A 26,143-nucleotide genomic window follows, 5' to 3' on the forward strand; every position below is an offset into this window, starting at 1 on the left:
TTAAAAAAGCCTGCTTCATTCCGACTTCAACCTTTGACCTTCTCACCGAGTTTGCATCTTCGGATCCACAATATCCCTTAGCACATCGCCAAGCACATTATAAGCGATCACAGTTACAAAAATCGCAAAACCAGGGCTTAGTAACCACCAGAAGTTCAAATAAAACACCTTCACATCCTGGGCTTGTGACAGCATAAGCCCCCAGGATGCAGAAGGCTCTTGAATGCCAAGACCAAGAAAAGAAAGGGCGGCTTCGCCCAGTACATAGCCAGGAATCGAGAGCGTCGCCGCAACCAGCAAATAACTGACCAGATTCGGTAAGATATGCTTACGCAAAATAACAAAGGGTGGCTGTCCCATGCTCTCGGCAGCCATGACGTATTGATTCTGTCGAATGGAGAGCGTCATCCCACGCAATATCCGCGCAGTGCCAGCCCAGCCAATCAAGGCCAGAATCACCACAATCACAAAAAACATCTGGTCAGATGCGAAGTGCGGAGCTAAAGCAGAACGTAATGCCAACAGCAAATACAGACCGGGCATAGCCATCATAAATTCCACCAAACGCATCGCCAAAAAATCAGCACGTCCCCCGAAGTATCCGCTCAGTCCACCGACCAAAAAGCCGAGTATTGTGGTAATGGTGATCCCGAGTAGACCAATAAACAGCGACACTCGCGAACCAAAGACCAAACGTGAGAACACATCACGGCCAGTTGAATCACTGCCAAGTAAATAAACGGGCCCGGCATCGTCTGCGACTTTGAATAAATGACGACTCATTGGAATGAAACCGAACAAACGATACTCAAATCCGGGTGCAAACAATTGTAGTGGATACGAAGTTCCCTCGATCGCTTGGTAACGCGCCTCAGTGGGATCAACGAGTTGGTAAGCTTGCACCCGCAGCCCACCATCGCCCCAGAAAATAGCCGTTGGTGGATGATAGGTACGCTCCAAATCTTGCTCGTTCGTCGCATAAGGCGCCAATACATCCGCAAAAATTGCAGCCACATACAGTATGATCAATACAGAGGCGGAAACGATCCCCAAAGGGCGTCGAAAGACCTCTCTAAATAATTTCCACAGCAACTGCATCTTACTTTTTACCCTCCAAACGTATACGAGGATCCGACCAAGCGAGCAGAATATCAGCCAAGAGATTCCCAACAACCAACATACTACAGCCCAACATCACCGAAGCGAGCACAACGAATTGATCTTCACGCAGTATCGATTGATACATCAGCTGGCCCAATCCTGGGTATTGCAAGACAATCTCCACCATCAGCGCACCACTCAAGAGTCCCGAAAAAGCAAATCCGAAGGCACTGACCAAGGGGTTAATTGCATTACGCAGCACATGTTTAAACATAACAATCCGCTCACGCAGCCCCTTGGCCCGTGCCGTCGTCACAAAGCCTGCCCGTATGGTATCGAGGAAATTGGCTCGCATAATACGCATAATACTGGCCACCGAACCGATGCCCAAAGCCAGCGTAGGCAGTATTAGATGATGTGCTCGATCAATAAATTTCCCTCCAAAGCTAAGATAATCATAATCGATCGAAGTAGCTCCACCGAGTGGAAACCACCCAGTCTGAGCCGCAAAGAAAACCAACAGCAGTGCTAGAAAAAACTCAGGAATCGAAAGCGCGGCATAGGCCATCGCCGCAGAGATACGGTCAAAAATCGAATCCTTATACACCGCTGCCAAGACCCCCAGTGGGATCGCGATCGCCCAGGAAAAAACAAAGGCACAAACCGACAGCAAAAAGGTGGCCCAAATGCGCTGACCGATCAAATCCGAAACTGGCAATTTATATGCCCAAGAGTGCCCGAGGTTTCCTTGTAAGACATTACCTAGCCACTTATAGTATTGCACATACCACGGCTGATCGAGGCCGAACTCTGTCTCAATAGCCTGAATAAGTTCAGCTGGCACATCACGCTGTGCTTTAACTGGCGTTAAGAAGTCGCCTGGAGCAAGACTCATCAAAAGAAAAACTAACATCGTGATCCCCAGCAACAACGGGATCAAGGTCAGCAAACGACGAATAATAAAGGCGATCATTCGCTCACCTCCGCCCAAAGTGATTCCGTATTCCAAGTCAGCCCACCGAGTGGCGTGGGCTCCACATTACGCCAGCGGTTACGATAGCCAGCATAATCTTTGGCACTGACCAAAAAAATAAAAGGTTGCTGCTCTGCGAGAATGGCCTGCACTTCATTAAAATACTTTTTGCGCGTATCGACGTCTGTGTGCCGCCCGACTTCACGCATCAATTCATCAATTCGCGCCTCCCACTCGGTGGCCGGCGCCTGCTGTTGTGGATACCAAAAATGCATGCGTCCCCCACTCATTAAAATATCTTTGCCCGCATAAGGATCCGGCGCCCCGCCACCGAGACCAAGCATGCAAGCCTCATATTCGAAAGCGTCGGAAATTTTAGTCACGATGGTATTAAAATCGAGAAACTGTAGCTCCACCTCAATACCCAGTGCTGCCATATTTTCTTTAAACACAGTGGCCATTTCGACACGCAATCCATTATTGGAATTGGTGATCAGAGAGAACTCGACTCGACGCCCGCCACCGTCAAATAACTGCTCATCGCGATACTCAAACCCCATTTCACGGAAGAGCTCGCGCGACTTTTGAACTTGGTAAGGATATTTTCGAATGTCATCGTTATACCAGAACTTACGCTTTGGGGATACGTAACCGTTCAATATGTCCGCACGATTAAAAAAGACACCACGGATAATACCTTCGCGATTAATTCCATAAGAAATCGCCTGACGGAAACGTTTATCCGAAAACCACTCAAATTTATAGGGAGCAATATAGGGCTGGCCCTCCGAGTTAGTCCCAGGGTTGAGATTAAACCAGATAAAATTAGTTGTATTGGAAGGCCCCATATCCAGGACCGTGTAATCAAAGCGCTCCTCACCGCGTCGCACCCAAGCCACGTTATCAGGACCAATAGACTCAAAATCGGTTTGCCCCTGCGCAAAAGCTACATTGCTACTGTTGGCGTCTTGCACGATTTTCGAGATAATTCGATCTACATAGGGCAGACGCTGCCCCTGCGAATTCACCTTCCAGTAATTAGGATTACGCGCAAAAACCATCCGTTCTCCGGGCCGATACGATTCTAATACAAACATATTCAAGCCCACAATTTTCCAAGGCTCGTTAATCGCTGTTTCAACACTCCACTGGTCCAACAGTGTACCGTCCTGATAAGATTCATACAATATATGCTTGGGTAGAATCTCCTCACCACCGCCAAATAGTAAAAACGGCGCATATACCTCAGGAGTCGTAAAGCGAACCGTGTAATCGTCGATCATTTCCACCTGTGGCTCCTGCCCGTTGATTTGCTGCCCAAAGGTCGAACGCGAATTATAGCGATAGAGTGGACGTCCGTCATCGCCCAACAACAGCTCTCCCGTGTCAGGATCACGTTTTTTAGCAAAAAATGTTTGCCAGGTAAACACCACATCCTCGGCAGTGAAAGGATGCCCATCACTCCAATACACCCCCTCCCGAATATAAAAAGTGTACTGCATGCGATCTTCTGAAATTTCCCATGATTTCGCCAAATTAGGAATCACCTCACCTGACTTTGGATCCAAGCTGATCAAACTATCCAGTATCCGACCAATCACCACCGAACCGCCCACCGATTCATTCACTAACGGATTCACCGTAGCAACATCACCCGCAACGGTCTCGATAATGTGAGCACCAAATTCTCCATCAGTGAATGCATCCACCACCAACGCATCCACCGGTACTGCCTGCACAACTGCTTCCGGCCGAACCGGACGCGGCTCCGACTCACAGCCAAGCAACCCAAACACCACCAGCGCAAGAATCACAACCAGAGGACAGGAGCGTATATTATGATGACGGTAGCATGGCATACAGACCCTCTACGAAAGCCGCAGCGGAGCTTTGTTCAACGCTTTTCACTGGTTTTTCACTTCTCTTTGAAAATTTGAAACTTTTCTTTCCTAAACAACGATCTATCTTGTTCTACTATAACTATGTCGCAATCTTCGCCTACCCCTCAAAATTTTGCCATCGAAGATGCCTGGAAACCCCTACCTGGCGGATTCTGGCGTATCGAAGAAGCACAACACTTCCTGCGACGAGTCGGTTTTTCAGCCTCTCCGGAAGCTGTAACCAGCGCCTTGCGCGGCTCGCCCAAAGCTTATTTACAACAAGCCTTTCGCCCCGACTCAGGCATGCAACGTAGCGACGCGCTTAAAGAATTCACGGCCAATATCCATCAGCGCTACCAACACATATACAGAGAAGTTGAAGACGAAGAAGAAAAACGTAAACTGCGCCAGGAAATTCAGCGGGAAGAAAATGAATTATTTCGAGGCTTTGCGATGGATTGGTTCTACTACGCACGCCAACCCCAACAAAGCGCCCGCGAGAAGTTTGTCGTCTTCTTGCAAGACATCTTTGTAGTCGAGCAAAACAAAGTAAGAGACACCGAACTACTCTTCTCCTTACAACAGACGCTGCGGGAAGGCACCACCAATAGTTATCCGGAGCTGTGTAAAAAAATCAGCCGTGAACCAGCCATGGTGCGGTATCTTGATTTACTGCAAAATACCGCCCGCAAACCCAACGAGAATTTCGCCCGGGAACTGTTCGAACTCTTCACCTTGGGCGAAGGCAACTACACCGAAACGGACATCAAGGAAGCCGCTCGTGCGTTCACAGGCTATCGAATCAAAAAACGACGCGAGTTCTACCAGGAGCAACGACTGCACGACGACAGCAAAAAGACCATTTTCGGAGAAACCGGCAAATGGAATGGCGATGATGTCGTCGATATCACATTCAGACAACCCGCGGCCAAAACCTTTCTGATTCGCGAGCTCATTAAATTTTACCTAACTGAAGAGGTCGTGCCCGAGCCCTACATTCAAGCACTCGGGGAACAATGGGCAGAGCATAACTTCAGCCTCAGCTATCTGATCGAGACCTTTTTTCAAAGCCGACTGTTTTTCCATCCCGCCTACCGTGGCAATATGGTGAAAAGCCCCCTACATTTCTACATCGGGCTCTGTCAGGATTTACGCATCGACATCGCACCTTTCGAAGCACGCGTGCTGCGCAGCATGGCTACCATGGGGCAGTCATTCTATAATCCACCCAATGTTCGGGGCTGGCTTTATGGCGAGCATTGGATCAACTCGACAACGATTAGTGCACGTCGCCAACTCGTCGACTATATCTTCGCCAAACTTGACGAAGAAAATCTAAACGCTAATGAACAGCGCGACTTGGAAGCTGCACGTGAAGCTGGCCGCGGCAACTTTCTTGTCACTCAAGAGCGCCTCCAACAGGTGCTCAGTCTCGCTGCTGACGATCTAGCCACCCACCTCACCACCTATTTCATTACCGCCCCTTCGCGTGCCACCTACCGCAACGCACTCCAATCCATACTGGGCAATACCCAAGACGAAGGCGCCGCAAAGCGTGTGCGCTACGCCATCATCGCTCTACTCCAATCCCCCGCCTATAATCTTTGCTAACACTAGATGCGGTTCACCAACTGCCCCACTCCACAGCATGCAAAACCTTCCTCTAACTCGCCGTGAATTCATCCGTGGTGCCGGCGGCCTCGGCTTCTTAGCATTTAGCGGCGTGGCCCCTGCGTTTCTAGCTCGCAGCGCCATGGCACAAACACCAGCACCCGAACGCGATCGCAGCATACTCGTCATCATTCAACTCGCTGGCGGCAACGATGGACTCAATACCGTCATCCCCTTCACAGACGACCGCTACTACAACCTTCGCCCAACACTGGGACTGAAAAACGGTCTGCTGCACCTAAACGACGATCTGGCTCTGCACCCCTCTTGCAAAGATCTACATAAGCTCTACAATGATGGCAAAATTTCCATCGTCCAAAACGTTGGATATCCCAATCCCAACCGCAGCCACTTTCGCTCCACCGAGATCTGGGAAACTGCCAGCGATGCTGACACCTTCCAACGCGAAGGCTGGCTAGGCCGTTATTTCGACAACGACTGCGCAGGAAATCCTGAAGCAGACAACATCAACGCGGACCCCACCGCGATCCATGTGGGTGACATGATCCCCCAGAGCTATTTATCGGAAAAGTCACACTCTTTATTTGGTATGAAACATCGCGGTCGCTTCGATCGCGGCAATGATCCCGCCGACCTCGCCTACGAAAAATTGCTGCAAGCCGACCACATAGAAGGCAACGCCAGCTATCTACAACATACCATGATGAACACGCTCGTCACCGAACGACGCGTCGAGAAAATTATCGCCAATTATAAAGCCCTGAGTTCCTACCCAGGCACAAAATTGGCTCAATCACTCAAACGTGTCGCCGCCCTCATTCACGCCGATATGGAGACCCGCGTCTATTTCGTATCACAGAGTGGTTATGACACACATGCGAATCAATTACGCAATCAAGCGCGTCTGTTGAGCGAGCTATCGACTGCGATGAGCGCATTCCAGAAAGACCTCAATGCCCACAAAAAAGACGATCAAGTACTCACGATGACCTTTTCGGAATTCGGGCGACGCCCCGCCGAAAATGGCAGCGGCGGCACCGACCACGGCACAGCCGCTCCACTCTTTGTGATGGGCTCAAAAGTCAACGGCGGCCTGCTCGGCAAATCTCCCGAACTAGTCAGCGACGTTAAAAAAGACCTCGAGTACTCCACTGACTTTCGCGGCGTCTACAGCAGCGTCCTCGATAAATGGCTGGAGGCGGACTCCAGCAATATTCTCGGCAAACAATTTGAGCCAGTACCCTTCGTCTAAACCCCAATGCGTTTAACTAAAACAATTATATATGGATGATTGTGGTTTTGATGTCACCGTACTGACTCAGATAGAACTTAGTTTTAGGTCGATTGATGACGTTTTGTCTCACAGACCTCGGACAGGAGCGCTTTCTTTTCTTCGGGATAGTTTCCTGTTTAAGCTCTTCGAAGGCCTTGGATATAGACAATTCAATTAATTCCGGGGTGATTTGATCATAAACCAAAGAGACAAAATCCCAGATCGTTCGCATTTTATCCAGAGTTTTTCGAAAGCTGACTTTAAGCATCGTCCCCTCGCAACTTCCTAATTCACGATTGACCGCACCACGAACGGAAGCGATGAGCGCACTACTCCAAACGGCGATGATGATTTCCTGCACAGCGCAGAGCACATTTTTACTTTGCAGTAGTGCCGTTTTCTTTAATTCGTTTTTCAACTCTCCAAAATACAGTTCGTGCTCCCAGCGCTTAGCATAAAGCTCAACCAGCTCAATGGCTGGATGCTCGCGGGCATCCAGTAAATTGGTCCAAAATCGTAGCGTAACGACTTCCCCCTGTCGTGTGGTCAGTTCAGCTCGGATTTCACGCACAGTCAAGTGCCCTGCGAGTGTTGCCGGACGCTTACGAGAGCGTAAGGGCACCTGGATCGTTGCCGAGCCATCGTCGTGACGCTCAATGACCTGCTGACAAGTGGTCGACTCGCTAACGCGTAGGACAAAAGCCCCATTGCCGGATTCGAAGCGTTTAACCAGTTCGTTCGCGAAATAGGCATTGCCGTAGAGTCGATCAGCCAAGAACAGGCAATCACGGGGGATACGATCCAACAATTTGTAACTCAAAGCTTGCTCTGATTCTCCTTCGCACCCGACCTCTACAGCCAAAGGGTTGTGCAGGCCTAATTCGACCAGACATACGACATTAATACGCACGAAGGCGACCTCCTTAAGTTCTGCCTGTTTACTGCGCCGTGAAGTGCCTTTTTGAAAATGATCAGCAACATCTTCGGTGTTTTTCAAATTAAAAGAGGTTCCATCAATCGCAACAAGCAGACGATCCTTATAGAAGCTCAACGGGTTATGCGCTCGCTCTGAACGGACTCTCAAGCAATACTCACTGACTTTCTGCATCGCTTCATAGCTTACGCGCTGACGACTCTTGAAGATACCTGCATCGCTCATATTCAGCTCTAGAGCGCGTTTCAAATTCGAAGACAAATTCCCAACACCATGAATGCAATGATAACTCAGCGCGCACAACAGCTCTAGACACGATAATTTCGAGCTAGCGCCACGACGATCGCGGGCATTAAGCAAGCTATCCGATAATTCATCGCTTATGCCGATGAAATTACGAAACGCTTCGTTGAAACGACCCAATAGATGGTAACCGCCAGAGGATGATGCGAACATCCTAATTCTAATCGACACTATTATATTAAAGTACAAGCATTTTGTTCACTGACCGCATCTTTTAGTTAAACGCATTGGTCTAAACCCCGAGCGACCTAGCCGCTCTCTGTTTGCCGAAGCGCCAGCGATGAATAACAAAGACCATCGCCACAGTAAACACGAAGTACCAAGCAAAAGCCTGTAGCGAATCGATAAAAATCGAATCCTGAATCCTATCCTCAGACAAATCGCCCTCGGATCGAGCTTGAATCCATACAATTGAACCCGAATACAGTAAGGACACAACGCCATAGCTAAAATTAGTGCTCAGCCCGCGAAAACTCAGCACAGTGGCACGCTGCTCAGAGGGTGCCGCCTCATTTAAATAGCGGCTCACAAAGAAGCCCGTCAATTGAATCGAAGCATACAAAAAGACCGCAGGTATAATGCCCCAAAGTGGAATCGCCAGCCCCAGTCCTAATAATCCCACGAAGACCGCTCCTGCTGTCAGCAAAAAATTCCAAACTGGCGTATTTCTTTCAGTCAAAATACGCGCGACTCGCGGCACAAAGAGCCCCATTAATGACATGCCTGAGCCAATTAAACCATAAGTTGCGATGGGCCACTCGATTACATTCCAATACTCACTCGCTAATGTCAGGAACTGGCGTACCACACTGTCAATCACCATTGCGGCCAGCAAAATACCGAAGGGCAGTGGCGTGGCCCAGATCCAACGCGCAGCCATGCCTGTTTGCCGCCAGCTCTGAACAAGCGTCGCGCGCACACTGAGGGCACAATCTCGTGGCGTCTCTCGCATACGCAGCGCCATACAAAAAACAATGACGCCCGAAAAGAAAGTCAGCAGTACCGGCAATCGAACCAACTGTGCTGGCTCCACCACCCAGTCGATTCCAACAAATTGCAACATTGCATTCACCATACGCGGATCATAAACGGCAGCACCGATCATCATTGCAAAAAAGAAGGCCAGCGAGGTATCTCGCTGCACCCGCTCCAATACACGAGGCCACTCATCTTTCAGCCCCGCAGCTTTGAGCGAATCATACACCAAAGCCTCATCCGCGCCGCTGGCGGCCGCCTCTGCCGTACCACTGAGCACTCGATTCAATACAAAAAATGCAAATAACCAGCCTCCGCCATCAATCGGTGCGACCAATAAAACCGCCATTTCCAAAAGCATACAAACACCCGCAAGCAACAGTAAATTACGCCGTCCGATCGTATCCGCTAAGGCTCCTGAAGGCACTTCCAAGAGGACAATCGTTGCCGCCCAAATTCCATTCAACAAGCCAAACTGCGCCAGCGTAAGACCGTAATCCAAAAACAAGAGCGCATATACCGGGTAATAAAAACGAGCCGAAAAGAACACACGAAACAGTGTGAAACTGCGTACATTGCGCCAAGCGATAGTTTCTAGGTTTACGATGTCCATAATCAAAAATTTGTGACAGCCCCAAAGCTTGCCACCCACAACAGCACGACATGCGACGCACTTGTCACTCAAATAAATGCTGAAATACAACACACACTGATAAACCTCACCCGGATCGCCTCAATATTCTTAAATTGCACAACTACAGACAAGTATCAGCTAATTGAATCAAGTGCTCAGCATCGTTTTCAGGTTTGCAAGCTGCGCAGAAAGCCACACAAACTTTCACCTCATTTTTATTTAACTAAATCCGAATAATATTATGTCCGAACCAAAACCTGTAAAAAAAGTTGCCCTGCTCACCGCTGGTGGCCTGGCGCCTTGTCTCTCCTCTGCCGTCGGTGGCCTGATTGAGCGTTACACAGAGCTTTACCCGGACATCGAAATCATCTGCTATCGCAGCGGTTATAAAGGTCTGCTACAAGGCGATAGTATCAGTGTAACAGAAGAAATCCGTGCCACTGCAGGCACACTGCACGCACACGGCGGCAGTCCCATCGGCAATAGCCGAGTCAAATTGACCAATGTAAAAGACTGCATCAAACGCGGCTTGGTCAAAGAAGGCGAAGACCCCCTAAAAGTCGCAGCCGATCAATTAACTAAGGACAATGTCGATGTGCTCCACACCATCGGGGGCGACGATACTAATACCACTGCTGCCGATCTAGCAGCTTACTTGGCAGAAAACGACTATGACCTGACTGTTGTCGGCTTGCCAAAGACCATTGATAACGACGTCTTCCCCATCGCTCAAAGTCTGGGCGCATGGACTGCAGCCGAAGAAGGTGCCAAATATTTCGAAAACGTAGTTGCCGAGCACAACGCCAACCCACGCATGCTGATCATCCACGAAGTCATGGGTCGCAACTGTGGCTGGCTGACTGCAGCCACCGCGGATGTATACCGCAAGCGCCTCGACCGCTTGGAGTGGGCCGACGAAATTGGCCTGAGTGCCGAGCGCAAGGAAGTACACGCCATCTTCATTCCAGAGATGGACCTGGATATCCAAGCAGAAGCAAAACGCTTGAAAGCCGTGATGGATGAGCACGACAACGTAAATATTTTCATCTCAGAAGGTGCAGGGGTCGAAACCATTATTAAAGAAATGGAAGCAGCTGGCGAAGAAGTACCCCGCGATGCCTTCGGCCATGTCAAACTGGATGCAGTCAACCCTGGCAAATGGTTCGGCGAACAGTTTGCCAAGATGCTGGATGCAGAAAAAGTGCTGGTTCAAAAAAGCGGCTACTTTGCCCGCGCAGCCCCTGCGAATGTTGAGGACATTCGCCTGATTAAGAGCTGCACCGACTTGGCAGTCGACTGTGCAGTCGTACGTGAAAGCGGCGTAATCGGCCACGATGAAGACGATCGTAACATCTTGCGCGCCATTGAATTCCCACGTATCGCAGGCGGCAAGCCGTTCAATATCGACACACCATGGTTCGAAGAACTACTGGACGCGATTGGCCAAAGCAAAGGCGCCAATATCGCCAAAGCCGGGCACTGAAATCTCAACTGAGTGAGCACTCCACATTCATCCAGGCGCGCTTGGCATCCGCTAATCGCGCCTGCGATGGCAGCGCTCTCAACTTATTGGCCGGCGATCTTACTGATTCAGTTCGCCGCACTGACGGTCGTATTGGCCTACTATTTCATCGATGGTACTGCTGGTCTCTTTGCCACAATTGCGGGATGGAAGCAATCGGGCGGCCTTTACTTTGCTGCAGGCTCAACGATCGTCAGTGGCGGCATTTTACCAGAACTGATTAAGCGGCGCTTTCGCCCCCCCGAAGTATCCGCCCCTGGTATCGGCGAGCTTTGCCATCAATTTACAATGTGGGCAACTCTTGGTATCGTAGTCGACTTGATGTATCGCCTACAAAGCCTATACTTCGGCAATGGTACGGATCCAGCAACACTCTTAACCAAGGTATTCGTCGACCAGTTCATATTCACTCCACTGATCAGCCTGCCATGCATTACGCTGTGGTTTGCCCTCAGAGAGGTCCATTATGCCCCCCGTGCATTCGTAGCCTATCTGCGATTCCGCACACTGCTTAACCGTGTACTTCCTTTATGGACGACCTCTTTATGCTTCTGGCCGGTCATGCTCTGTATTGTATTTTCGCTACCTGCTCCTCTGCAATTTCCACTCTTTCTACTAGGAAATGCCGCCTTTAGCATACTAATGATCTTCATTGTACGCCATCAGACTCACTGCGAGTGATACCATCATTAACACATCTGCTCAGGCGACAGCGGCCTGTAAACTATATGCGTGTCGAAAAAGGCCTAATACACCCGAGAAAACACGGTTAGTACTCGCCCCAGCTTAAGAAGTTATATTTCACGGGGAAGTGAACTCGCCTTTAATGACTCCCCCACTACCAATATCAGTAAACGAAAAAGCGCCTAATTGGCGAAAAATCGTCAAAAAATACCAGCAACCCTGCCTCAAGAAGAGTCTCTGGCAAATTGCGAATTCGATGGGTTCCTACATAGCACTGTGGGCAATCATGTATTGTACCGTTTCCTTTTCATGGCCACTCACACTGGGCCTTGCCGTATTGGCTGCGCTTTTCCTGGTACGAGTATTTATTATTTTTCATGACTGTGGACACGGCTCTTACTTTAAATCCAAAAAAGCCAACAACGCAGTCGGTTTTGTCGCAGGCCTGATGACCTTAACCCCTTATCGACACTGGCGCTGGCAACATGCGGTCCACCACGGCACTTCTGGAAATTTGGACGAGCGCGGCATCGGCGACGTTTGGACAATGACAATCAAAGAATACAAAGCCGCCCCACTCTGGCTAAAAATTCAATATCGTCTCACTCGGAACCCCTTCATTCTGTTTGTGCTGGGCCCCCTGGGTCTTTTTATCGTTTACCAGCGTTTTTCCTATAAAATCGCCAATCGTCGCGATCGAATCGATGTCTATAAAATGAACGCCTGCATCGCACTCTATGCGGTAGCAATGAGTCTGCTCTTCGGTTTTTGGAATTTCCTGTGGATACAACTGGTCGTCACAACTGTCTCTGGAGGCGCGGGCATCTGGCTATTTTACGTACAACATCAATTCGAAGATACTTACTGGCGAGCTGGCGATGAGTGGGACTACACCGACTCTGCCATGCAAGGCAGCTCCTTTTACCGCCTGCCTGCGATCTTAAATTGGTTTTCCGGTAGCATCGGCTATCACCACATTCACCACCTCAGTTCACGCATCCCCAATTACAATCTGAAAGCCTGTCACGAATCAGAGCCATTCTTCCAACAGGTACCAGAATTAACACTACGCAGCAGTCTGAAGTCCCTAAAATTAAGGCTCTGGGATGAAGAGTCAGGCAAGCTGGTGGGCTATAGCGCCTTAAAGAATTAGCCAGCTCACAGCAACAGAGAGTGACTTATAAATACTCTGCAATCACAGCTTGCAGTGTTGGACGCATCGCATTCGCTAACTCTGGATTGGCGTATGCGACCCAGCTAACAGGAGTCGTAGTATCCAATGGATAGTCCAACGGCTGACCATTTGGTTTTTCAATCACACAGCCAGACTCCTCCATAATCAGGGCAGTCGCTACGTCATAAGGGTGACAGGAAAGATTAGATAAAATGCCCAATTTAGCAAAAGCCTCAGGACGTAAATCGGCGATAAAGCGATCATGCCCAGCCAACAGTTCGTAAAACTGTCCACCCGTCGAAATGTATTGATCGTTAAATACCAAGGGTGAGGGCGAATCTGCTTGTCCATACAGACGCCCCCACAGTGCTTCCTCCACCTCGCTCAGCAGTGTCAAACCTGCAGGAAAGAAACGGGTGATCGTGCCAAAGGCATGTCGCACTTCAGTGGCACGGCTCGGTTTGAGAACCAACAACTCCGAACGAAATGCATCGCGAACATCCAGTGCAACAGTTCTCACTCCGCCGCCGCGAACAGCACTCACTTGATCCGCTCGCCACTGCCGCGTAGTGGGCACCTCAGTCATCACGGCCACCTCGATATCAGCAATGGTATTGGCCGCCCCACGCTGCGGCGCGATACCGGCAAGAATCCAGGCTGCACGTTTATCATACATAATACCACGGGTCCCATCGATAGGATCGATAATACACTTTAAAGTGGTTTCACTCACTGTACTACCAACGGGAAAGGAGAGTATCTCACCATCCTCCAAGCCCTCCATCACGATTTCAACCGGCCACTCGCTGGGCCAATTAGCTGTAAACCATGCAGTAATGGTTGCTTCTGCAACTCGATCGATCGCATAAATAGTGTCAGCAGCGGTCTCCTCGGAAACAGCCGCGAGCGCCTCAACTGTAGTACGCCCTCGCTCAACCAGAATCGCTTCTAGAATCGCCTGCTCTAAATCGCATAATAGCGTGCGGATCGTTTCCTGATTTTCTTTCACACTGAACAGATGTCCCCTGGGGAGAAGCATGGCAAGGCTATCTCCAGCACATTTTCTGATTGTAGCCATGGAGTGATCCCGCTCCTACTATGTCCCCAATCTCATGGATTTACTGTCAAAAAAAATCACTTTTCGCCACGCACTCGCCCAATGGTACGCCAAGGCTCAGCGTCCACTCCCTTGGCGGACGCAACCAAGCCTCTACCGAACAGTGGTATCCGAGCTGATGGCCCAGCAGACACAGATCAAAACAATGCTGCCCTATTTCGAACGCTGGATGCGGCGCTTCCCCAACTTCACCGCGCTGGCCGAGGCCTCGTCCGAAGACGTACTCAAGCATTGGGAAGGGCTGGGCTACTACAGCCGAGCCAGGAACTTACACAAGCTAGCTCAGCAATACATAGCCGCCGAATCAAAGCCACGGACCCAGGCAGCATGGCAAGCACTGCCAGGCATCGGCCCTTACACCTCCGCCGCTATCAGTTCCATCGCACTTGGCGAAGCCGCCGCGGTGGTCGATGGTAATGTGGTTCGCATCCTCGCACGCCTAAACGACGATGCCCGTGTTTTCAAAAACAACGGCGAAGCCGTAAAGGCCTTCACGACGACCGCTGATGCCCTACTAGATACAGCCAATCCCGGTCAACATAACCAAGCCATGATGGAACTTGGCGCCACGCTTTGTCTCAAACACAAGCCACTCTGCACAGTTTGCCCCGTCGCCACCTTCTGTGCTGCCAAGCGCAACGGCACTCAAGATGCGCGTCCAAAAATCGAGCGTAAAGCCAGCATAAAAATCGAGATCAACCGCGCCTGGGTGCTTCAAGGTGACAAACTATTACTCCACCGCATTGCCGAAAATTCAAGCCAACTGGCAGGCCAATACGAACTTCCCACACTCGAAGCTGTTAGCGCCAAGACAAGTAAAAGACGTCTACTCGCCAGCAGATCGCGTGCAATCACGCACCGCCGCATAAAAGAGCACATTTACCAAACAAAGCCTAAACGAACACTCGACCACTCAATCGAATGGATCGCAGTGAGGGACCTCCCACGCATCACACTCTCAGGCCCACACCGCCGCTGGATCAACGAGCTGATGTCCATGCACAATTCAGTTGCAGGCACACAGTAAACCTCCGAATAGGCTTTCAGTAAAATGCTGCATTCTAAGTTGGACCTTAGGCCCTAAACACCACTAGCTTGCTGCCTAACATGCCAAAGCCTCAAAAATGGACTGCAGATGATTTTGAAATCCGCACCTCTACCATCGAAGGTGCGGGCATGGGACTTTTTGCCAAGCACGCAATCGCAGCAGAAGACACGATCGGCTATTATACTGGTGAGATCATCACTGAGAAAGAATTCCACGACCCCGAACGCCCTTTTTCAGCCTATATTTTGTGGGTCTGCCGCACACACATTATAGTGGGCGAAGGCCCCAAGTCGAACTACACCCGCTACATCAACCACAGTGATACACCCAATGCCTTTTTAATAGTGTCCAGTCGCTGGAAAACTGCTCGCTTCGAAGCCCTGCGCGAGATCCAGGCAGGTGAAGAAATCTTCTTCAACTATGGTGAAGATTACTGGGAAACAGAAACCGCGGAATAGAACGAAATCGAATAAACCCACCACGCAGAACTACTAAAGCTCCATACCGCTCTGATCAATCCTCTACGCAAGCGTCCAGCCCTCGGACAAATCAAAAAAGTAATTAGAAACTTTGAAGCGTATTACTCGATTCGAAGCTAGAACTCCGCACTTTAAGCCATGCCTGTAAGCCTTAACCATTTTACTTCAACGCGTGTTCAAAACGATGTCGATGACGACACACAAAAAAGTCGTCTCATTCAGGTGCCCGCAGGATCAACTGCTTCTTAATTGTATCTGGAACAAACCCGCTCCACTTTGCTCAAAGACCTCAGCTATGAATATACATTCCATCTACACTGGCCTCGATGAGGAACAACGCAGTAGTATTTCCAATCTACCCCGCGGCGACCGCTTAGTGGAACTTGCCACCCTTCGTAATCGTCCCACACGTGAACTAATGACTGAACTGGCCGAGCTCGCCGAAATTCCAGTCATCAAGGATATCGAGTTAATCGAAAATCCAACGGCCACCCTTCCCTTGCGCATGATTCATGAGTATCAATGCATTCCGATCAAGACCGAGGCCAACGATCAATTTGAACAATCAGCTGCCGATCAAAACTCCCCCATTGCACTCGCCACGCTGTGGCCCCCCGACGATGCAATGGATCGCTGGATTTACGCTGTCAGTGGACGCCAAGCCCAATGGTTTATCGGTGACCCCGAACAAATAACTGAAACGATCACGCAACACTTCGGCGTCGGGGCCGGCAGTCTCGACGAATCCGACCTAGTGACCGATGTCTCTGAAAACGATGAAGCCGAAGACGAAGACGCCGCTGTGATCCGCTTCGTCAACGAAGTGGTACAAAAAGCTGTCAGTGATCGTGCCACCGATATTCACTTTGAGCCACATCGCGACGAATTACAAATTCGCTATCGAATAGACGGTGAACTCGTCCCAGTAAGGGTTCCTGACAATTTGATCCGCTTCCAGGGAGCCATTATATCGCGCCTAAAAATCATGGCTAAGCTCAATATCTCGGAAAAGCGCCGCCCCCAGGACGGACGTATTTCCTTCGGATCAGGCGGTTCTGAATTAGACATCCGGATCTCCACCTTCCCAACAATGTATGCGGAGAGCGTCTCGCTGCGTTTGCTCAATCAGAAGTCCAAACCGCTTTCAATGCGCGAGCTCGGGCTAGCCACTGATGAAGAAAAGAAACTCACTCAATCACTCGCCACACCACATGGCATCATCCTAGTCACAGGCCCGACTGGATCTGGCAAATCAACCTCATTGACTGCCTTCATCCGACTGATCAATAAGCCGGAGCGTCGTATCATTACTGTCGAAGACCCAGTGGAATACGAAGTGCCCGGCGTCAACCAAACGCAGGTGCACCCGGAGATTGGGCTCACATTTGCCCAATCCTTGCGCGCTGTGCTACGACAAGACCCCGACGTCATCATGGTCGGCGAAATCCGTGACCGTGAAACTGCTGACATTGCGATTCGCGCCTCACTGACGGGACACCTAGTACTTAGCACGCTCCACACCAATGATGCCCCAGGCGCACTAACCCGCTTGGTCGACATGGACATCGAGCCCTTCCTAATCGCCTCTTCAGTAGAAATGATCATAGCTCAGCGCTTGGTACGCCGTCTCTGCCCAAATTGCTCACAACCTGCCAACTACGACGAACGTCAAATCGCCAGCTTTTTGGCCACCATGCGAATCGATCCCAGCGAAGTTCAATTCGGCCCTCTGGCAAAAGCCGCCTGTGGCTGCGAACGCTGCCGTAAGCTCGGTTTCCGCGGACGCGTCGGTATGTTTGAAATCCTTCGGGTAACAGAAGAGATCCACGAGCACATTGTAAAACGTGACTCTGCTCGCATGATTCGACAAACTGCAGTCGCCCAAGATATGCGCACTTTGATGCAAAGTGGCTGGGCACACGTCAAAAGCGGCACCACCACGATCGAAGAAGTCATGCGTTTCGCTGAATTAGAAAGTGACGAAAAGTAATTTCGCTCACCGCCATAAAGTTTTGGCTCAACACTAATTCAACTAATTCAATCGGCCCGCTTACGCATCTTCGCTTTGGCTTCTTCAAACTTGATACGATTACAGTTACAATGCGGACAAAGTGGCGTATTATAAAATAACACCATCTTTTCGCCCAACTTGAGCGGCCGTTGCTGCCCCAGCTCTACCAAACGCATCGCCGGGCCACAACTTGGCACAATTACACCCAACACATCGAAAAACGCATCGATTGCAGAACCTTTTCCTTTCTTTGACTTTGGCGAATGACGCATACAGCAAAGATAGAACAGAGTTTGATGATTTTCCAATCGTCCTCTGCCTTTTTTTATCGCTCACTTGAGCCTGCGAAACGGTTCCTGCATAAACTGTCACTCGCCTCTCCTATTTTCATTCATGTTTTTTCGCGCTGTCATCCTGGCTCTTTGCCTGCATTCCACTTGCCTGCTGAACGCAGCCGCATCAACAGAACGTATCGAATTCTACTACGGGATTGCTGAAGGGAACTACCTCATCGGCGACCTCAAAGGAGCCGAACGTGGTGTCGAGCAAATGTTACGCCTCGACACCAACTACTTACCTGCACTGACACTGAAAGCACGAGTCATGTTGGACCAAAACAAATCCGCGGCAGCCCTCGTAGCCGCCGAGCGAGCCATCGCACTCCAACCGGCCAAACTCGAATACACCTTACTTAAAGCCTTGGTCTTAGGCCAGATGCAGCGCCGCGATGAAGCCAGCGTGCTTATTCAACAAGTTCTGGACAATGCTCCCCCCACTAGCGATGACGCACGCGTAGCAAATCAACTACTCGGCCTCATACGTATGGCCGAAGGAGAATGGGATCAAGCAGCTGCCGCATTCAATAACATCTACCTAGCAGACCCTGGCACCGCAAGCACCAGCCTTCGCCTCAGTAGCGAAGCCTATCTCGAAAAAGCCCGCACTGAAATGCAAGCAGGCGCTCACGACGCAGCCATAGCCGCCATCGATCAAGCTATTGCTGTCTATCAAAATAAGACCGGCCAAGAAGCCTTGCAGCAGCGCACCGCTCTACGCCTAATGCGCGCACGCTTGCTCACACAGCTAGGGCGCTTCGACAGCGCGATTAAGGACCTACAAGTGCTTAGCGGCCAACAACCTGAAAACTACGAAGCACTCATCACACTCGCCTCACTGTACGCCAGCGTTGAGCGTTGGGATTCGCTCGAAACAGTCATTGAGCCCATCGCTCAACGTCCCGAGCTCAGAGATGTAGCGCTCTACTTCGAAGGTCGCTCGGCACTCGCCAAAAACCGCGTCGGCACCGCGCGCGCAAAATTCGAGGCAGGCATCGATGCCCTACCAAAAGATGCAGACCAACTACGTCGCTCACTGTATTTCTATCGCGGTATCTGTCTGGACAGGCTCAATCGCCGGACGGAAGCACAAAACTCGATACTGGATGCCATCGATGCGGGCTTTCGCCCAGAAACCAGTGAAGAAGCCGTGATTGCCAGCCGCAGCCTTTTGCGCGCGGATCGCGCTAGTGAAGCGATCCCCCTACTCGAAGCGATCACATTGAATCGAATCGAACCGGGCGCAGCGATATGGGCGATGCTCGGACGAGCTCACATCGCCACCGAAACCTTCCCCCTCGCACTCAGTGCCTTAAACGAATCACTTAGCATCGATCCCAATCAGGCCGAAATCCGTGCCTTACGTGGATCCCTACTACGTAAGATTGGAGATCTGGAGGGCGCGCTCGTCGATTACAACGCCGCACGGCAACTTGCCCCCCAAGACCCATCCATTGCCTATGCCAGCGGTCTAGTCTACCTACAAATTGGACAACTAACCGAAGCAGAGAAAAACTTAGCGTTCGCCGCGCAGGCACTTCCAGATAATGCAGGCCTCCAACTACTACACGCCCTGCTTGCCTACGGCCGCGGGGATGTTAGTCGCGCTCGGAGCTCACTACAGACATACCAACAGCAAATTACCCAACAACAAAATCCCAGTGCCAGCTATCTCGACTACCTACTACGACAACATGATCATCGCAACTTACCCGAATTAGACACCGATGAGGTGAGCCAATACTATCTCGGCAACTTCACTCGTAAACAAGCACTTGACGCATCCGGAAGAGCCAACTCCCCAGAACAAGCCCGTCAACAAATGTGCGCCACCGCCTTTTGGCTCGCTCAATTCGAAAAATTAAATGACCAAGTCAAAGCTTATCGTGAACTTCTAGCCATCGCCGTGGAAATCGGCAACCCGGACCTCATTGAGTACCAACTCGCGAAATGGCAGTTAGAGCAACTTCAATAATGCTTCAAATCAAACTGTGCCACGGAATCACTGGTATCGAGCTGCGGCTCGGCAATACTTAAACGCTCCGCAGCAATCCCCTGTGCCGTCATTAAATGCTCGCGAACCGCCTCTGCACGATTTGCCGCCAAATGCATACGTGTGGCATTTGAAAGCTGAATAGCTGGCAGTAAGACTTGCAAGATTTGCTCCCGATCCACTTCGACATCGGCAACCGCAGCTACATCCGCATCCTTAGCACTATTCGCCCATTCGCGATAACGCTTAAACAGCCGTGTTTCATAAAGTTTCTCATCATTAAAATCCGACTCTCCCAATAGCTCTCGGCGCAACTGTGCCTCTGCAAGCGTCTGTTCATCTTCGGACGAAATCTGTGCAGTAATCACAAGCCTCAGCCCTGGACGCTCTTTCAGAGCCGCAGCCAAAGTATTTAAGCGCGTGATCATCGCCGGCGCGAGCTTTGCCGAACCCACATCAAACTGCACCAAGGAGAGGTCTTCATCCCCACTAGCGACCAATCCAGAAAGTAATTTGAAAGGTGCCGTCGCCACATTAGTAATCAATCCCACAATCGCAGTGCGTACAATCTGCCCAATCCCCACCTTGGGATCACTCAAATCTCCCGAAAGCGGCAGCGACAGATCCATCACCCCATTCGGCCCTTTGAGTAAAGTCACCGCAAGGTCCAGCGGTAACTTGAGCGCCCCCTCACTCTCGACCTTATCGCCAAACTCCAACTGCTCAATCCGGATTCGATTACTCGCCTGCAATTGATTTGCCTGAATCTGCCAGTCCGACTCTAAATTAAACTGCCCACTAACAATACGCCGCCCAACGGCCTGCCCGGAATATGACGAAAACGCGGGTAGAGATAGCCCATTTAACGAGGCCTTAAAATGTGTGCTCTCTTTCAAATGGCTGGCATTGAGCCCCCCTTCCAATTGAAAACTACTATCATTAATCTCACCACTAAAAATGAGCTGTGCCGGCTCAGCATCGGAAAGATCCAAACCGAGAAGCTCTAACTCCATGGCATTCATCACCATGTGTGAAACGGGCTGCACACTTTCATCGATCAAACTTAAGTGCCCCTGCCGAACTTCAATCGCATCAATACGGACGGGCTGTCGCACATTTTGAGATTCCTGCGCGCCCACTTCAACTGGAGCGGCTCCACTCTCGGGGGCCAGACCAATCTCAGGCGAACTCTTCTTAGTCACGAGCAGTTCAGGCTGCTCCAGCACCAGCGACTCCAGCGCAAGTGCAAACGGAGAAAGCTGCATACGTAAGCCGTCCAGTCCGAGCTTAGACCAGTTAGCCACTACATTCTCATCATAAATAAACGCAGCATCATTAACTATAACCTCCCCCAGTAAGAATTGCTCACCGGAGCCCGCATACTTCAAATGACCATCAAAGTTGAAAGTACCGCCCTCGATCAAAGTCCCCCCAAAGTGCTGCGCATAAGGCGTCAATACAGTAAGTGGCAACTGTTCAACTTGCAGCACAAGATCTAACTCGGGCCCGGCGGCCGCCACAGTGCCAGCAATATGCGCAGCACCAGACTCTTCGATCAAATAATCTGACGATAATTGAAACGGAGCCTCCAAGTCCGAAGTGAGACCAGTCAGCTGCAGGTGAGGAATCTCCACAACCAGAGATGCCCGTTCCTCAGGCAAGAGATCCTCCCAAACAATACGATAATTACTGAGCTCGAGCTGCTCGATACGATAACTCAAGCTAGGCAGCGTAGCCTCATTCACAGCAGGAGCAGACGCTGTGGGCCCAGATTCCTCAGCTGAATCTGGTCGGGCCAGCAATTGCGTTAGGTTAATCAAACCATCACTGTCACGAGAGACATGTAGCTCGCCAGCTTCAAACTGAATGTGAGCCACATCCAAGGCCATACTCGGGAAATGGAACTCCAGCCCCTCCAGCGTCACGGCATCCAAACTCAGGAATGAATCCTCCTGCCCCAGCGGCTGACAAAGTAGTTCCGTCAATGAAACTTGCCCGTTCTGAATTCGTAATAAATCTTCTAAATTAGAAAGATCGAGTCGGTAATCAAAGCTCAGTCCCAAGAGCGCCCGCTGTAAACGAAAGCGGATAAACTGAGCATAATATGGCGACAAGTCATGCACCGCCAAACCACTCAGCGAAAAAGTCCCTGCACTACGTATTGGTTGACTATGAAAGTCTCCCTCCCAACTCAACAATGCGCCATCATCGGTTTGCGCCACAAAACGCATAGCCGTCTCTCCCTCCACCACTGTAGTCAAATCACGCAACGTAAAATTAATCGGATCCGCAACTTTCCGATAGAGCGACTGAGCCGTTTGATCCACAAATTCAGCGCGTCCCTCGGCCACCTCTAATAAGTCCACACGTAACTCGGGAATTTCAGTTAAATTTAAGGTCTCCACTAACGCACGCCAGTCGCCCGCTGTTGCCGTATTATCAGTGGTCGCCGCAGTGGTGGACATCACGGGCCTTTTCTCATAGCGGATATCAGCTCCCACCAAGCGAACCAAGTCGAACACAGGATAAAAACGGATCAAAGTACTCATACTCACATTGACCTCTGCTTGCTGCCAGGCCAAGGACCAAGCGCCTTCCCGGTCCATCAGAGACAAGCCTTCAACCCGTAAAGAGCCCGAAAACGGATTGATACGAACTGCATCAATCTTGGATTCTGAACTAAACTGCGCCCGCAATTCACTCTCCCCGAAATGCCGAATCAAAGCTGGAGCAATCAAGAACCCAAGCAATGCATACCAAATCAAGAGAGCTCCGCATAGGACCAAGACCTTTGAAAATCGATTCATAGCACCAAATTAAGCCTTTGTCAGCATGATGCAACTCATAGTAAAATTTCCCGAGATCGCAGGCCCATAGCCTTCACGAAGAACGCCTTCAACTGCAATAAAGCCATGCCCACTTTTTCCTTGCACCCACCGGCTTAAGTCACATCTTCCTGCCCTTCAGCGTTAGAGCGCGCTCTGAGAAGAGCCCGTTCCTCGACTTCTCTCTTATCCTTCTGGATAGAAGAGTTCAACGGTTCAGACGGCTCAGTGGCGGTCTGGACGGCTTCGACAAATCGGAGCCCCCAAGTCGTGATCACAGCAATCAAAATAATATGTCAAAATCAGCACCCGTCGGGGATACAACAATCGATAAAGCAGCGATCATTAAAGAGTTCGGTGCCAATGAGCAGGACACAGGTTCTTCTGAAGTGCAAATCGCACTACTGACAGCCCGCGTTAAGCACCTCACCGAGCACTTGCGTGAAAACCGCAAAGACTTTCACTCACGCCGTGGCCTCATCGCGATGACAGCGCGTCGCCGCAAGCTCCTCGATTACCTCAAACGCACCGAATTCAATCGCTACACCGCGATTCTCGAAAAGCTTGGTCTTCGCCGATAGCAAAAAAACTTTTCCAATGCCGGACTTCCCTAGCGGGAGTCCGGCATTGTTCTTTTTCCCTCGTTCTTAATCTTAATCGTAATCCTCTAGTAGTCGAAATTTCGCTTCGCACAGCCTAGCGCACCGCGCGAAAACAGCTTACGTCCGACATTTGAGTCACCGATAAGCAGCAGACTGGCAAAGCCAAACCTGCCACCCAAAAATCCAGATAAGAGGATTACGATTAGGAGTAAGATTAAGAGCTGAAGGTCAGATACCTCACCAGAATCATCGATCCAATATTGAACGTTTCATGTTCGATATTCATCGTTAGCTCCTCTCACAGTATTTTCATCCGAGCGACTCAACCGATTTGAGTCGCGAGCGACAAAGTAAGGTCCGATCCCAGAACAGTCGTTTTGAATGCATAAAGCAAAAAAGACATAGATAATGAAACAAAAACATAACGTAAAAGTTGAAGGGCTCGATATCGAGTTCGCAACAGGCACCCTAGCAGGCCTCGCAAGTGGCGCTGTAACGATCCGCTCCGGCGAAACTGAACTCTTCGTTTCCGCCACTGCAGCGTCTTCTCTCCGCCCAGGACAGGACTTCTTCCCCCTCACAGTCGATTACCGTGAGAAATTTTCCGCCGGAGGCAAATTCCCTGGTGGCTACTTCAAACGTGAAGGCAAGCCTTCCGAAAAGGAAATCCTAACATCCCGCCTCTGTGACCGCCCCCTCCGCCCACTCTTCCCAAAGGGCTTCATGAACGAAGTTCAGGTGATCGGTCTCCTCCTCTCAACGGATCAGCTCAACGAGCCAGATGTGCTGATGGTCAATGCCGCATCTGCCGCGACTCTGATCTCTGACATCCCTTGGAATGGTCCAGTCGGCTGTGTGCGCGTCGGTCAAATTGATGGCGAATTCGTCACCAACCCAAACCACGACGAAATGCTCGACTCCGACCTTGACCTCATCTACGTCGGTTCCGAAACCGAAATGCTGATGATCGAAGGCTCCGCTGAATTCATCTCTGATGAACGCTTCTACGAAGCACTCCAATACGGTCAACAAGCCATTCAGCCCATAATTGCAGCACAAAAAGAGCTCGCAAAGCTAGCGGGTAAAGAAAAGAAGGACTTCCCTCTACTGGTGACTCCTAAGGAAATCGTTGATTTCTGTGAAGAGCACGCAGCAGCTGGAGTCAAAGAGGCGCTCAACTGCGACAGCTACACCGAGCGCAAACTTGCAATCGAAACCATTGCCAAAGAAACCACCACTGCCCTGGAAGCAAAACTTGGTGCCGAAAACGTAAAGGCTGACGATGTCGCACGCGCCTTCGACGAAATCCAAGAGAAACTCTACCGCCAAAATATACTCGAGACCGGTAAACGGGTCGACGGTCGTGGCGCAAAGGATCTCCGCACCATCTCCTGTGAAACAGGCGTGCTCCCTCGCGTGCACGGTTCTGCGATTTTTAACCGTGGTGAAACACAGGCATTGGTCATCTCGACACTCGGTACCAGCCGTGATACACAAGATATCGATGGCCTTACCGGTGGTGCCACCAGCAAGTCCTTCATCCTACACTACAACTTCCCTCCGTTCTCTACGGGTGAAGCAGGTCGTTTCGGATTCACAGGTCGCCGCGAAATCGGTCATGGTGCTCTTGCTGAGCGTTCACTGCTGCCAATTCTGCCTCCTGAAGACGAGTTCCCATACGCCATCCGCGTCGTCTCGGAAGTGATGAGCTCCAACGGCTCTACTTCCATGGCTTCCATTTGCGGCGGTTGCTTATCACTCATGGATGCAGGTGTGCCCATCACTGCTCCCTGCGCGGGCATCTCCACTGGTCTCGTGACTGAAAAAGACGAGAACGGTAAGATCACCAAGAGCGTACTTCTCACCGATATCCTCGGAGCAGAAGACCACTTCGGCGACATGGACTTCAAGATTGCTGGAACTCCAGACGGTATCACAGGCTTCCAACTCGACCTGAAGATTACAGGTCTGCCCTTCGACATTACACTCGAAGCAATCAAGCAAAACCGTGATGCTCGTATGAAGATCCTCGCGATCATGTCTGAGCACATGCCAGAGTCACGCAAAGATCTCCGTGAGCACGCACCACGTATTCACACCATCAAGATCGCTCCCGAAAAAATTGGTGCCCTCATCGGCCCTGGAGGTAAAAACATTCGCCGCATCACCGAGGTATCTGGCGCACAAGTCGACATCAACGACGAAGGCCAGGTTCTCATATTTGCTACAGACAAAGAATCCATGGATCGCGCGATTCTGGAAGTGGATGCCTGCACAGCAGAAATCGAAGTCGGCAAGACCTACCGCGGCATTGTTCGCGGTGTGAAAGATTTCGGTGCCTTCGTCGAATGCCTACCTGGCAAAGAAGGTCTCGTTCATATTTCCGAACTCGCAGACTTCCGTGTCAACAAGACTGAAGACATCTGCAAACTTGGCGACGAAATGGTCGTAAAGTGCATCGGAGTCGAGAAGGGCAAAGTGCGCCTATCCCGCAAGGCCGCACTGGAAGAAGCTAAAGAAGCAGCTGAAGAGGCCGCACCTGAAGCCGAGGCAACTGAAGAAGCCACAGCCGAGTAGCGTCTCGGCGATCTACGTCGCTAAGGTTGAAAATTCCATTCAAAGCGGTCACCGAAAGGTGGCCGCTTTTT

The 26,143-nt window shown here is 50.6% G+C and carries 19 protein-coding genes; 11 read left to right on the top strand and 8 right to left on the bottom strand.

Annotation, left to right across the window (positions count from 1 at the left end):
* Nucleotides 1–42: 42 nt before the first annotated feature.
* The 3 genes from QEH59_RS01780 to QEH59_RS01790 are packed head-to-tail and all read right to left on the bottom strand — an operon-like array spanning nt 43 to nt 3,933.
* Nucleotides 43–1,098, bottom strand: a complete 1,056-nt coding sequence (locus QEH59_RS01780) for an ABC transporter permease (RefSeq protein WP_308983647.1) — start codon at nt 1,096–1,098, stop codon at nt 43–45.
* 1 nt (nt 1,099) lies between these two features.
* Nucleotides 1,100–2,074, bottom strand: a complete 975-nt coding sequence (locus QEH59_RS01785) for an ABC transporter permease (protein ID WP_308983648.1) — start codon at nt 2,072–2,074, stop codon at nt 1,100–1,102.
* Nucleotides 2,071–3,933 (bottom strand): ABC transporter substrate-binding protein, encoded by a 1,863-nt coding sequence (locus QEH59_RS01790; protein ID WP_308983649.1) that lies wholly within the window; start codon nt 3,931–3,933, stop codon nt 2,071–2,073. Before QEH59_RS01790 ends, QEH59_RS01785 begins: the two co-directional genes overlap by 4 nt.
* Before the next feature lie 123 nt (nt 3,934–4,056).
* Between QEH59_RS01790 and QEH59_RS01795 the strand changes: the two genes are divergently transcribed.
* Nucleotides 4,057–5,565, top strand: coding sequence for a DUF1800 domain-containing protein (locus QEH59_RS01795; RefSeq protein ID WP_308983650.1), 1,509 nt, complete (start codon nt 4,057–4,059; stop codon nt 5,563–5,565).
* A 37-nt stretch (nt 5,566–5,602) separates the two neighbouring features.
* The gene (locus tag QEH59_RS01800) at nt 5,603–6,838 is read left to right on the top strand and encodes a DUF1501 domain-containing protein (RefSeq protein ID WP_308983651.1); all 1,236 of its coding nucleotides are present in this window, start codon (nt 5,603–5,605) and stop codon (nt 6,836–6,838) included.
* A gap of 25 nt (nt 6,839–6,863) precedes the next feature.
* On the opposite strand, the gene QEH59_RS01805 is transcribed toward QEH59_RS01800, so the two are convergent.
* Together QEH59_RS01805 and QEH59_RS01810 are read right to left on the bottom strand one after the other, a co-directional pair.
* The gene (locus QEH59_RS01805) at nt 6,864–8,249 is read right to left on the bottom strand and encodes an IS4 family transposase (protein WP_308983652.1); all 1,386 of its coding nucleotides are present in this window, start codon (nt 8,247–8,249) and stop codon (nt 6,864–6,866) included.
* A 79-nt stretch (nt 8,250–8,328) separates the two neighbouring features.
* Nucleotides 8,329–9,684 carry an MFS transporter gene (locus QEH59_RS01810; protein WP_308983653.1) on the bottom strand — a complete coding sequence of 452 codons (1,356 nt, stop codon included), beginning with the start codon at nt 9,682–9,684 and terminating at the stop codon, nt 8,329–8,331.
* A 262-nt stretch (nt 9,685–9,946) separates the two neighbouring features.
* On the opposite strand from QEH59_RS01810, the gene QEH59_RS01815 reads away from it, so the two are divergent.
* From QEH59_RS01815 to QEH59_RS01825, 3 genes are all read left to right on the top strand, one after another.
* The gene (locus tag QEH59_RS01815) at nt 9,947–11,188 is read left to right on the top strand and encodes a pyrophosphate--fructose-6-phosphate 1-phosphotransferase (protein ID WP_308983654.1); all 1,242 of its coding nucleotides are present in this window, start codon (nt 9,947–9,949) and stop codon (nt 11,186–11,188) included.
* A gap of 12 nt (nt 11,189–11,200) precedes the next feature.
* Nucleotides 11,201–11,908 carry a hypothetical protein gene (locus QEH59_RS01820; RefSeq protein ID WP_308983655.1) on the top strand — a complete coding sequence of 236 codons (708 nt, stop codon included), beginning with the start codon at nt 11,201–11,203 and terminating at the stop codon, nt 11,906–11,908.
* A 259-nt stretch (nt 11,909–12,167) separates the two neighbouring features.
* A complete protein-coding gene (locus QEH59_RS01825; RefSeq protein ID WP_308983656.1) occupies nt 12,168–13,064 on the top strand; it encodes a fatty acid desaturase in 897 nt (298 codons plus the stop codon).
* 25 nt (nt 13,065–13,089) lie between these two features.
* Here QEH59_RS01825 and QEH59_RS01830 read toward each other — a convergent pair whose 3' ends face one another.
* The gene (locus QEH59_RS01830) at nt 13,090–14,163 is read right to left on the bottom strand and encodes a hypothetical protein (RefSeq protein WP_308983657.1); all 1,074 of its coding nucleotides are present in this window, start codon (nt 14,161–14,163) and stop codon (nt 13,090–13,092) included.
* 34 nt (nt 14,164–14,197) lie between these two features.
* Here QEH59_RS01830 and QEH59_RS01835 point away from each other — a divergent pair, with 34 nt between their 5' ends.
* The 3 genes from QEH59_RS01835 to QEH59_RS01845 all read left to right on the top strand — a co-directional run bounded on the left by QEH59_RS01835 (nt 14,198) and on the right by QEH59_RS01845 (nt 17,719).
* The gene (locus tag QEH59_RS01835; protein ID WP_308983658.1) at nt 14,198–15,229 is read left to right on the top strand and encodes an A/G-specific adenine glycosylase; all 1,032 of its coding nucleotides are present in this window, start codon (nt 14,198–14,200) and stop codon (nt 15,227–15,229) included.
* A gap of 80 nt (nt 15,230–15,309) precedes the next feature.
* Nucleotides 15,310–15,708: an SET domain-containing protein-lysine N-methyltransferase gene (locus tag QEH59_RS01840; protein WP_308983659.1), complete on the top strand. Its 399-nt coding sequence runs from the start codon at nt 15,310–15,312 to the stop codon at nt 15,706–15,708.
* A gap of 316 nt (nt 15,709–16,024) precedes the next feature.
* Entirely contained in the window at nt 16,025–17,719 is a 1,695-nt protein-coding gene (locus tag QEH59_RS01845) for a GspE/PulE family protein (protein ID WP_308983660.1), read from the top strand.
* Between the two features lie 47 nt (nt 17,720–17,766).
* On the opposite strand, the gene QEH59_RS01850 is transcribed toward QEH59_RS01845, so the two are convergent.
* Nucleotides 17,767–18,048, bottom strand: a complete 282-nt coding sequence (locus QEH59_RS01850; RefSeq protein WP_308983661.1) for a hypothetical protein — start codon at nt 18,046–18,048, stop codon at nt 17,767–17,769.
* Nucleotides 18,049–18,133: 85 nt separating this feature from the next.
* On the opposite strand from QEH59_RS01850, the gene QEH59_RS01855 reads away from it, so the two are divergent.
* Nucleotides 18,134–20,050, top strand: a complete 1,917-nt coding sequence (locus tag QEH59_RS01855; RefSeq protein ID WP_308983662.1) for a tetratricopeptide repeat protein — start codon at nt 18,134–18,136, stop codon at nt 20,048–20,050.
* On the opposite strand, the gene QEH59_RS01860 is transcribed toward QEH59_RS01855, so the two are convergent.
* Entirely contained in the window at nt 20,044–22,875 is a 2,832-nt protein-coding gene (locus QEH59_RS01860) for a DUF748 domain-containing protein (protein ID WP_308983663.1), read from the bottom strand. The two genes, QEH59_RS01855 and QEH59_RS01860, sit on opposite strands and share 7 nt — an antisense overlap.
* A 311-nt stretch (nt 22,876–23,186) precedes the next feature.
* On the opposite strand from QEH59_RS01860, the gene rpsO reads away from it, so the two are divergent.
* Together rpsO and pnp are read left to right on the top strand one after the other, a co-directional pair.
* Entirely contained in the window at nt 23,187–23,474 is a 288-nt protein-coding gene (rpsO, locus tag QEH59_RS01865; protein WP_308983664.1) for a 30S ribosomal protein S15, read from the top strand.
* 429 nt (nt 23,475–23,903) lie between these two features.
* Nucleotides 23,904–26,072, top strand: a complete 2,169-nt coding sequence (gene pnp, locus QEH59_RS01870) for a polyribonucleotide nucleotidyltransferase (RefSeq protein ID WP_308983665.1) — start codon at nt 23,904–23,906, stop codon at nt 26,070–26,072.
* Nucleotides 26,073–26,143: the final 71 nt, after the last annotated feature.

The sequence above is a fragment of the Thalassobacterium sedimentorum genome, from assembly GCF_031127905.1.
Classification (GTDB): Bacteria; Verrucomicrobiota; Verrucomicrobiia; order Opitutales; family Coraliomargaritaceae; genus Thalassobacterium; species Thalassobacterium sedimentorum.

What these genes read in the sequence shown, in the direction of transcription:
- QEH59_RS01780 (WP_308983647.1), bottom strand. Translation starts at nt 1,098, where the DNA reads ATGCAGTTGCTGTGGAAATTATTTAGAGAGGTCTTTCGACGCCCTTTG.
- QEH59_RS01785 (WP_308983648.1), bottom strand. Translation starts at nt 2,074, where the DNA reads ATGATCGCCTTTATTATTCGTCGTTTGCTGACCTTGATCCCGTTGTTG.
- QEH59_RS01790 (WP_308983649.1), bottom strand. Translation starts at nt 3,933, where the DNA reads ATGCCATGCTACCGTCATCATAATATACGCTCCTGTCCTCTGGTTGTG.
- QEH59_RS01795 (WP_308983650.1), top strand. Translation starts at nt 4,057, where the DNA reads ATGTCGCAATCTTCGCCTACCCCTCAAAATTTTGCCATCGAAGATGCC.
- QEH59_RS01800 (WP_308983651.1), top strand. Translation starts at nt 5,603, where the DNA reads ATGCAAAACCTTCCTCTAACTCGCCGTGAATTCATCCGTGGTGCCGGC.
- QEH59_RS01805 (WP_308983652.1), bottom strand. Translation starts at nt 8,249, where the DNA reads ATGTTCGCATCATCCTCTGGCGGTTACCATCTATTGGGTCGTTTCAAC.
- QEH59_RS01810 (WP_308983653.1), bottom strand. Translation starts at nt 9,684, where the DNA reads ATGGACATCGTAAACCTAGAAACTATCGCTTGGCGCAATGTACGCAGT.
- QEH59_RS01815 (WP_308983654.1), top strand. Translation starts at nt 9,947, where the DNA reads ATGTCCGAACCAAAACCTGTAAAAAAAGTTGCCCTGCTCACCGCTGGT.
- QEH59_RS01825 (WP_308983656.1), top strand. Translation starts at nt 12,168, where the DNA reads ATGGGTTCCTACATAGCACTGTGGGCAATCATGTATTGTACCGTTTCC.
- QEH59_RS01830 (WP_308983657.1), bottom strand. Translation starts at nt 14,163, where the DNA reads ATGGCTACAATCAGAAAATGTGCTGGAGATAGCCTTGCCATGCTTCTC.
- QEH59_RS01835 (WP_308983658.1), top strand. Translation starts at nt 14,198, where the DNA reads ATGGATTTACTGTCAAAAAAAATCACTTTTCGCCACGCACTCGCCCAA.
- QEH59_RS01840 (WP_308983659.1), top strand. Translation starts at nt 15,310, where the DNA reads ATGCCAAAGCCTCAAAAATGGACTGCAGATGATTTTGAAATCCGCACC.
- QEH59_RS01845 (WP_308983660.1), top strand. Translation starts at nt 16,025, where the DNA reads ATGAATATACATTCCATCTACACTGGCCTCGATGAGGAACAACGCAGT.
- QEH59_RS01855 (WP_308983662.1), top strand. Translation starts at nt 18,134, where the DNA reads ATGTTTTTTCGCGCTGTCATCCTGGCTCTTTGCCTGCATTCCACTTGC.
- QEH59_RS01860 (WP_308983663.1), bottom strand. Translation starts at nt 22,875, where the DNA reads ATGAATCGATTTTCAAAGGTCTTGGTCCTATGCGGAGCTCTCTTGATT.
- rpsO (WP_308983664.1), top strand. Translation starts at nt 23,187, where the DNA reads ATGTCAAAATCAGCACCCGTCGGGGATACAACAATCGATAAAGCAGCG.
- pnp (WP_308983665.1), top strand. Translation starts at nt 23,904, where the DNA reads ATGAAACAAAAACATAACGTAAAAGTTGAAGGGCTCGATATCGAGTTC.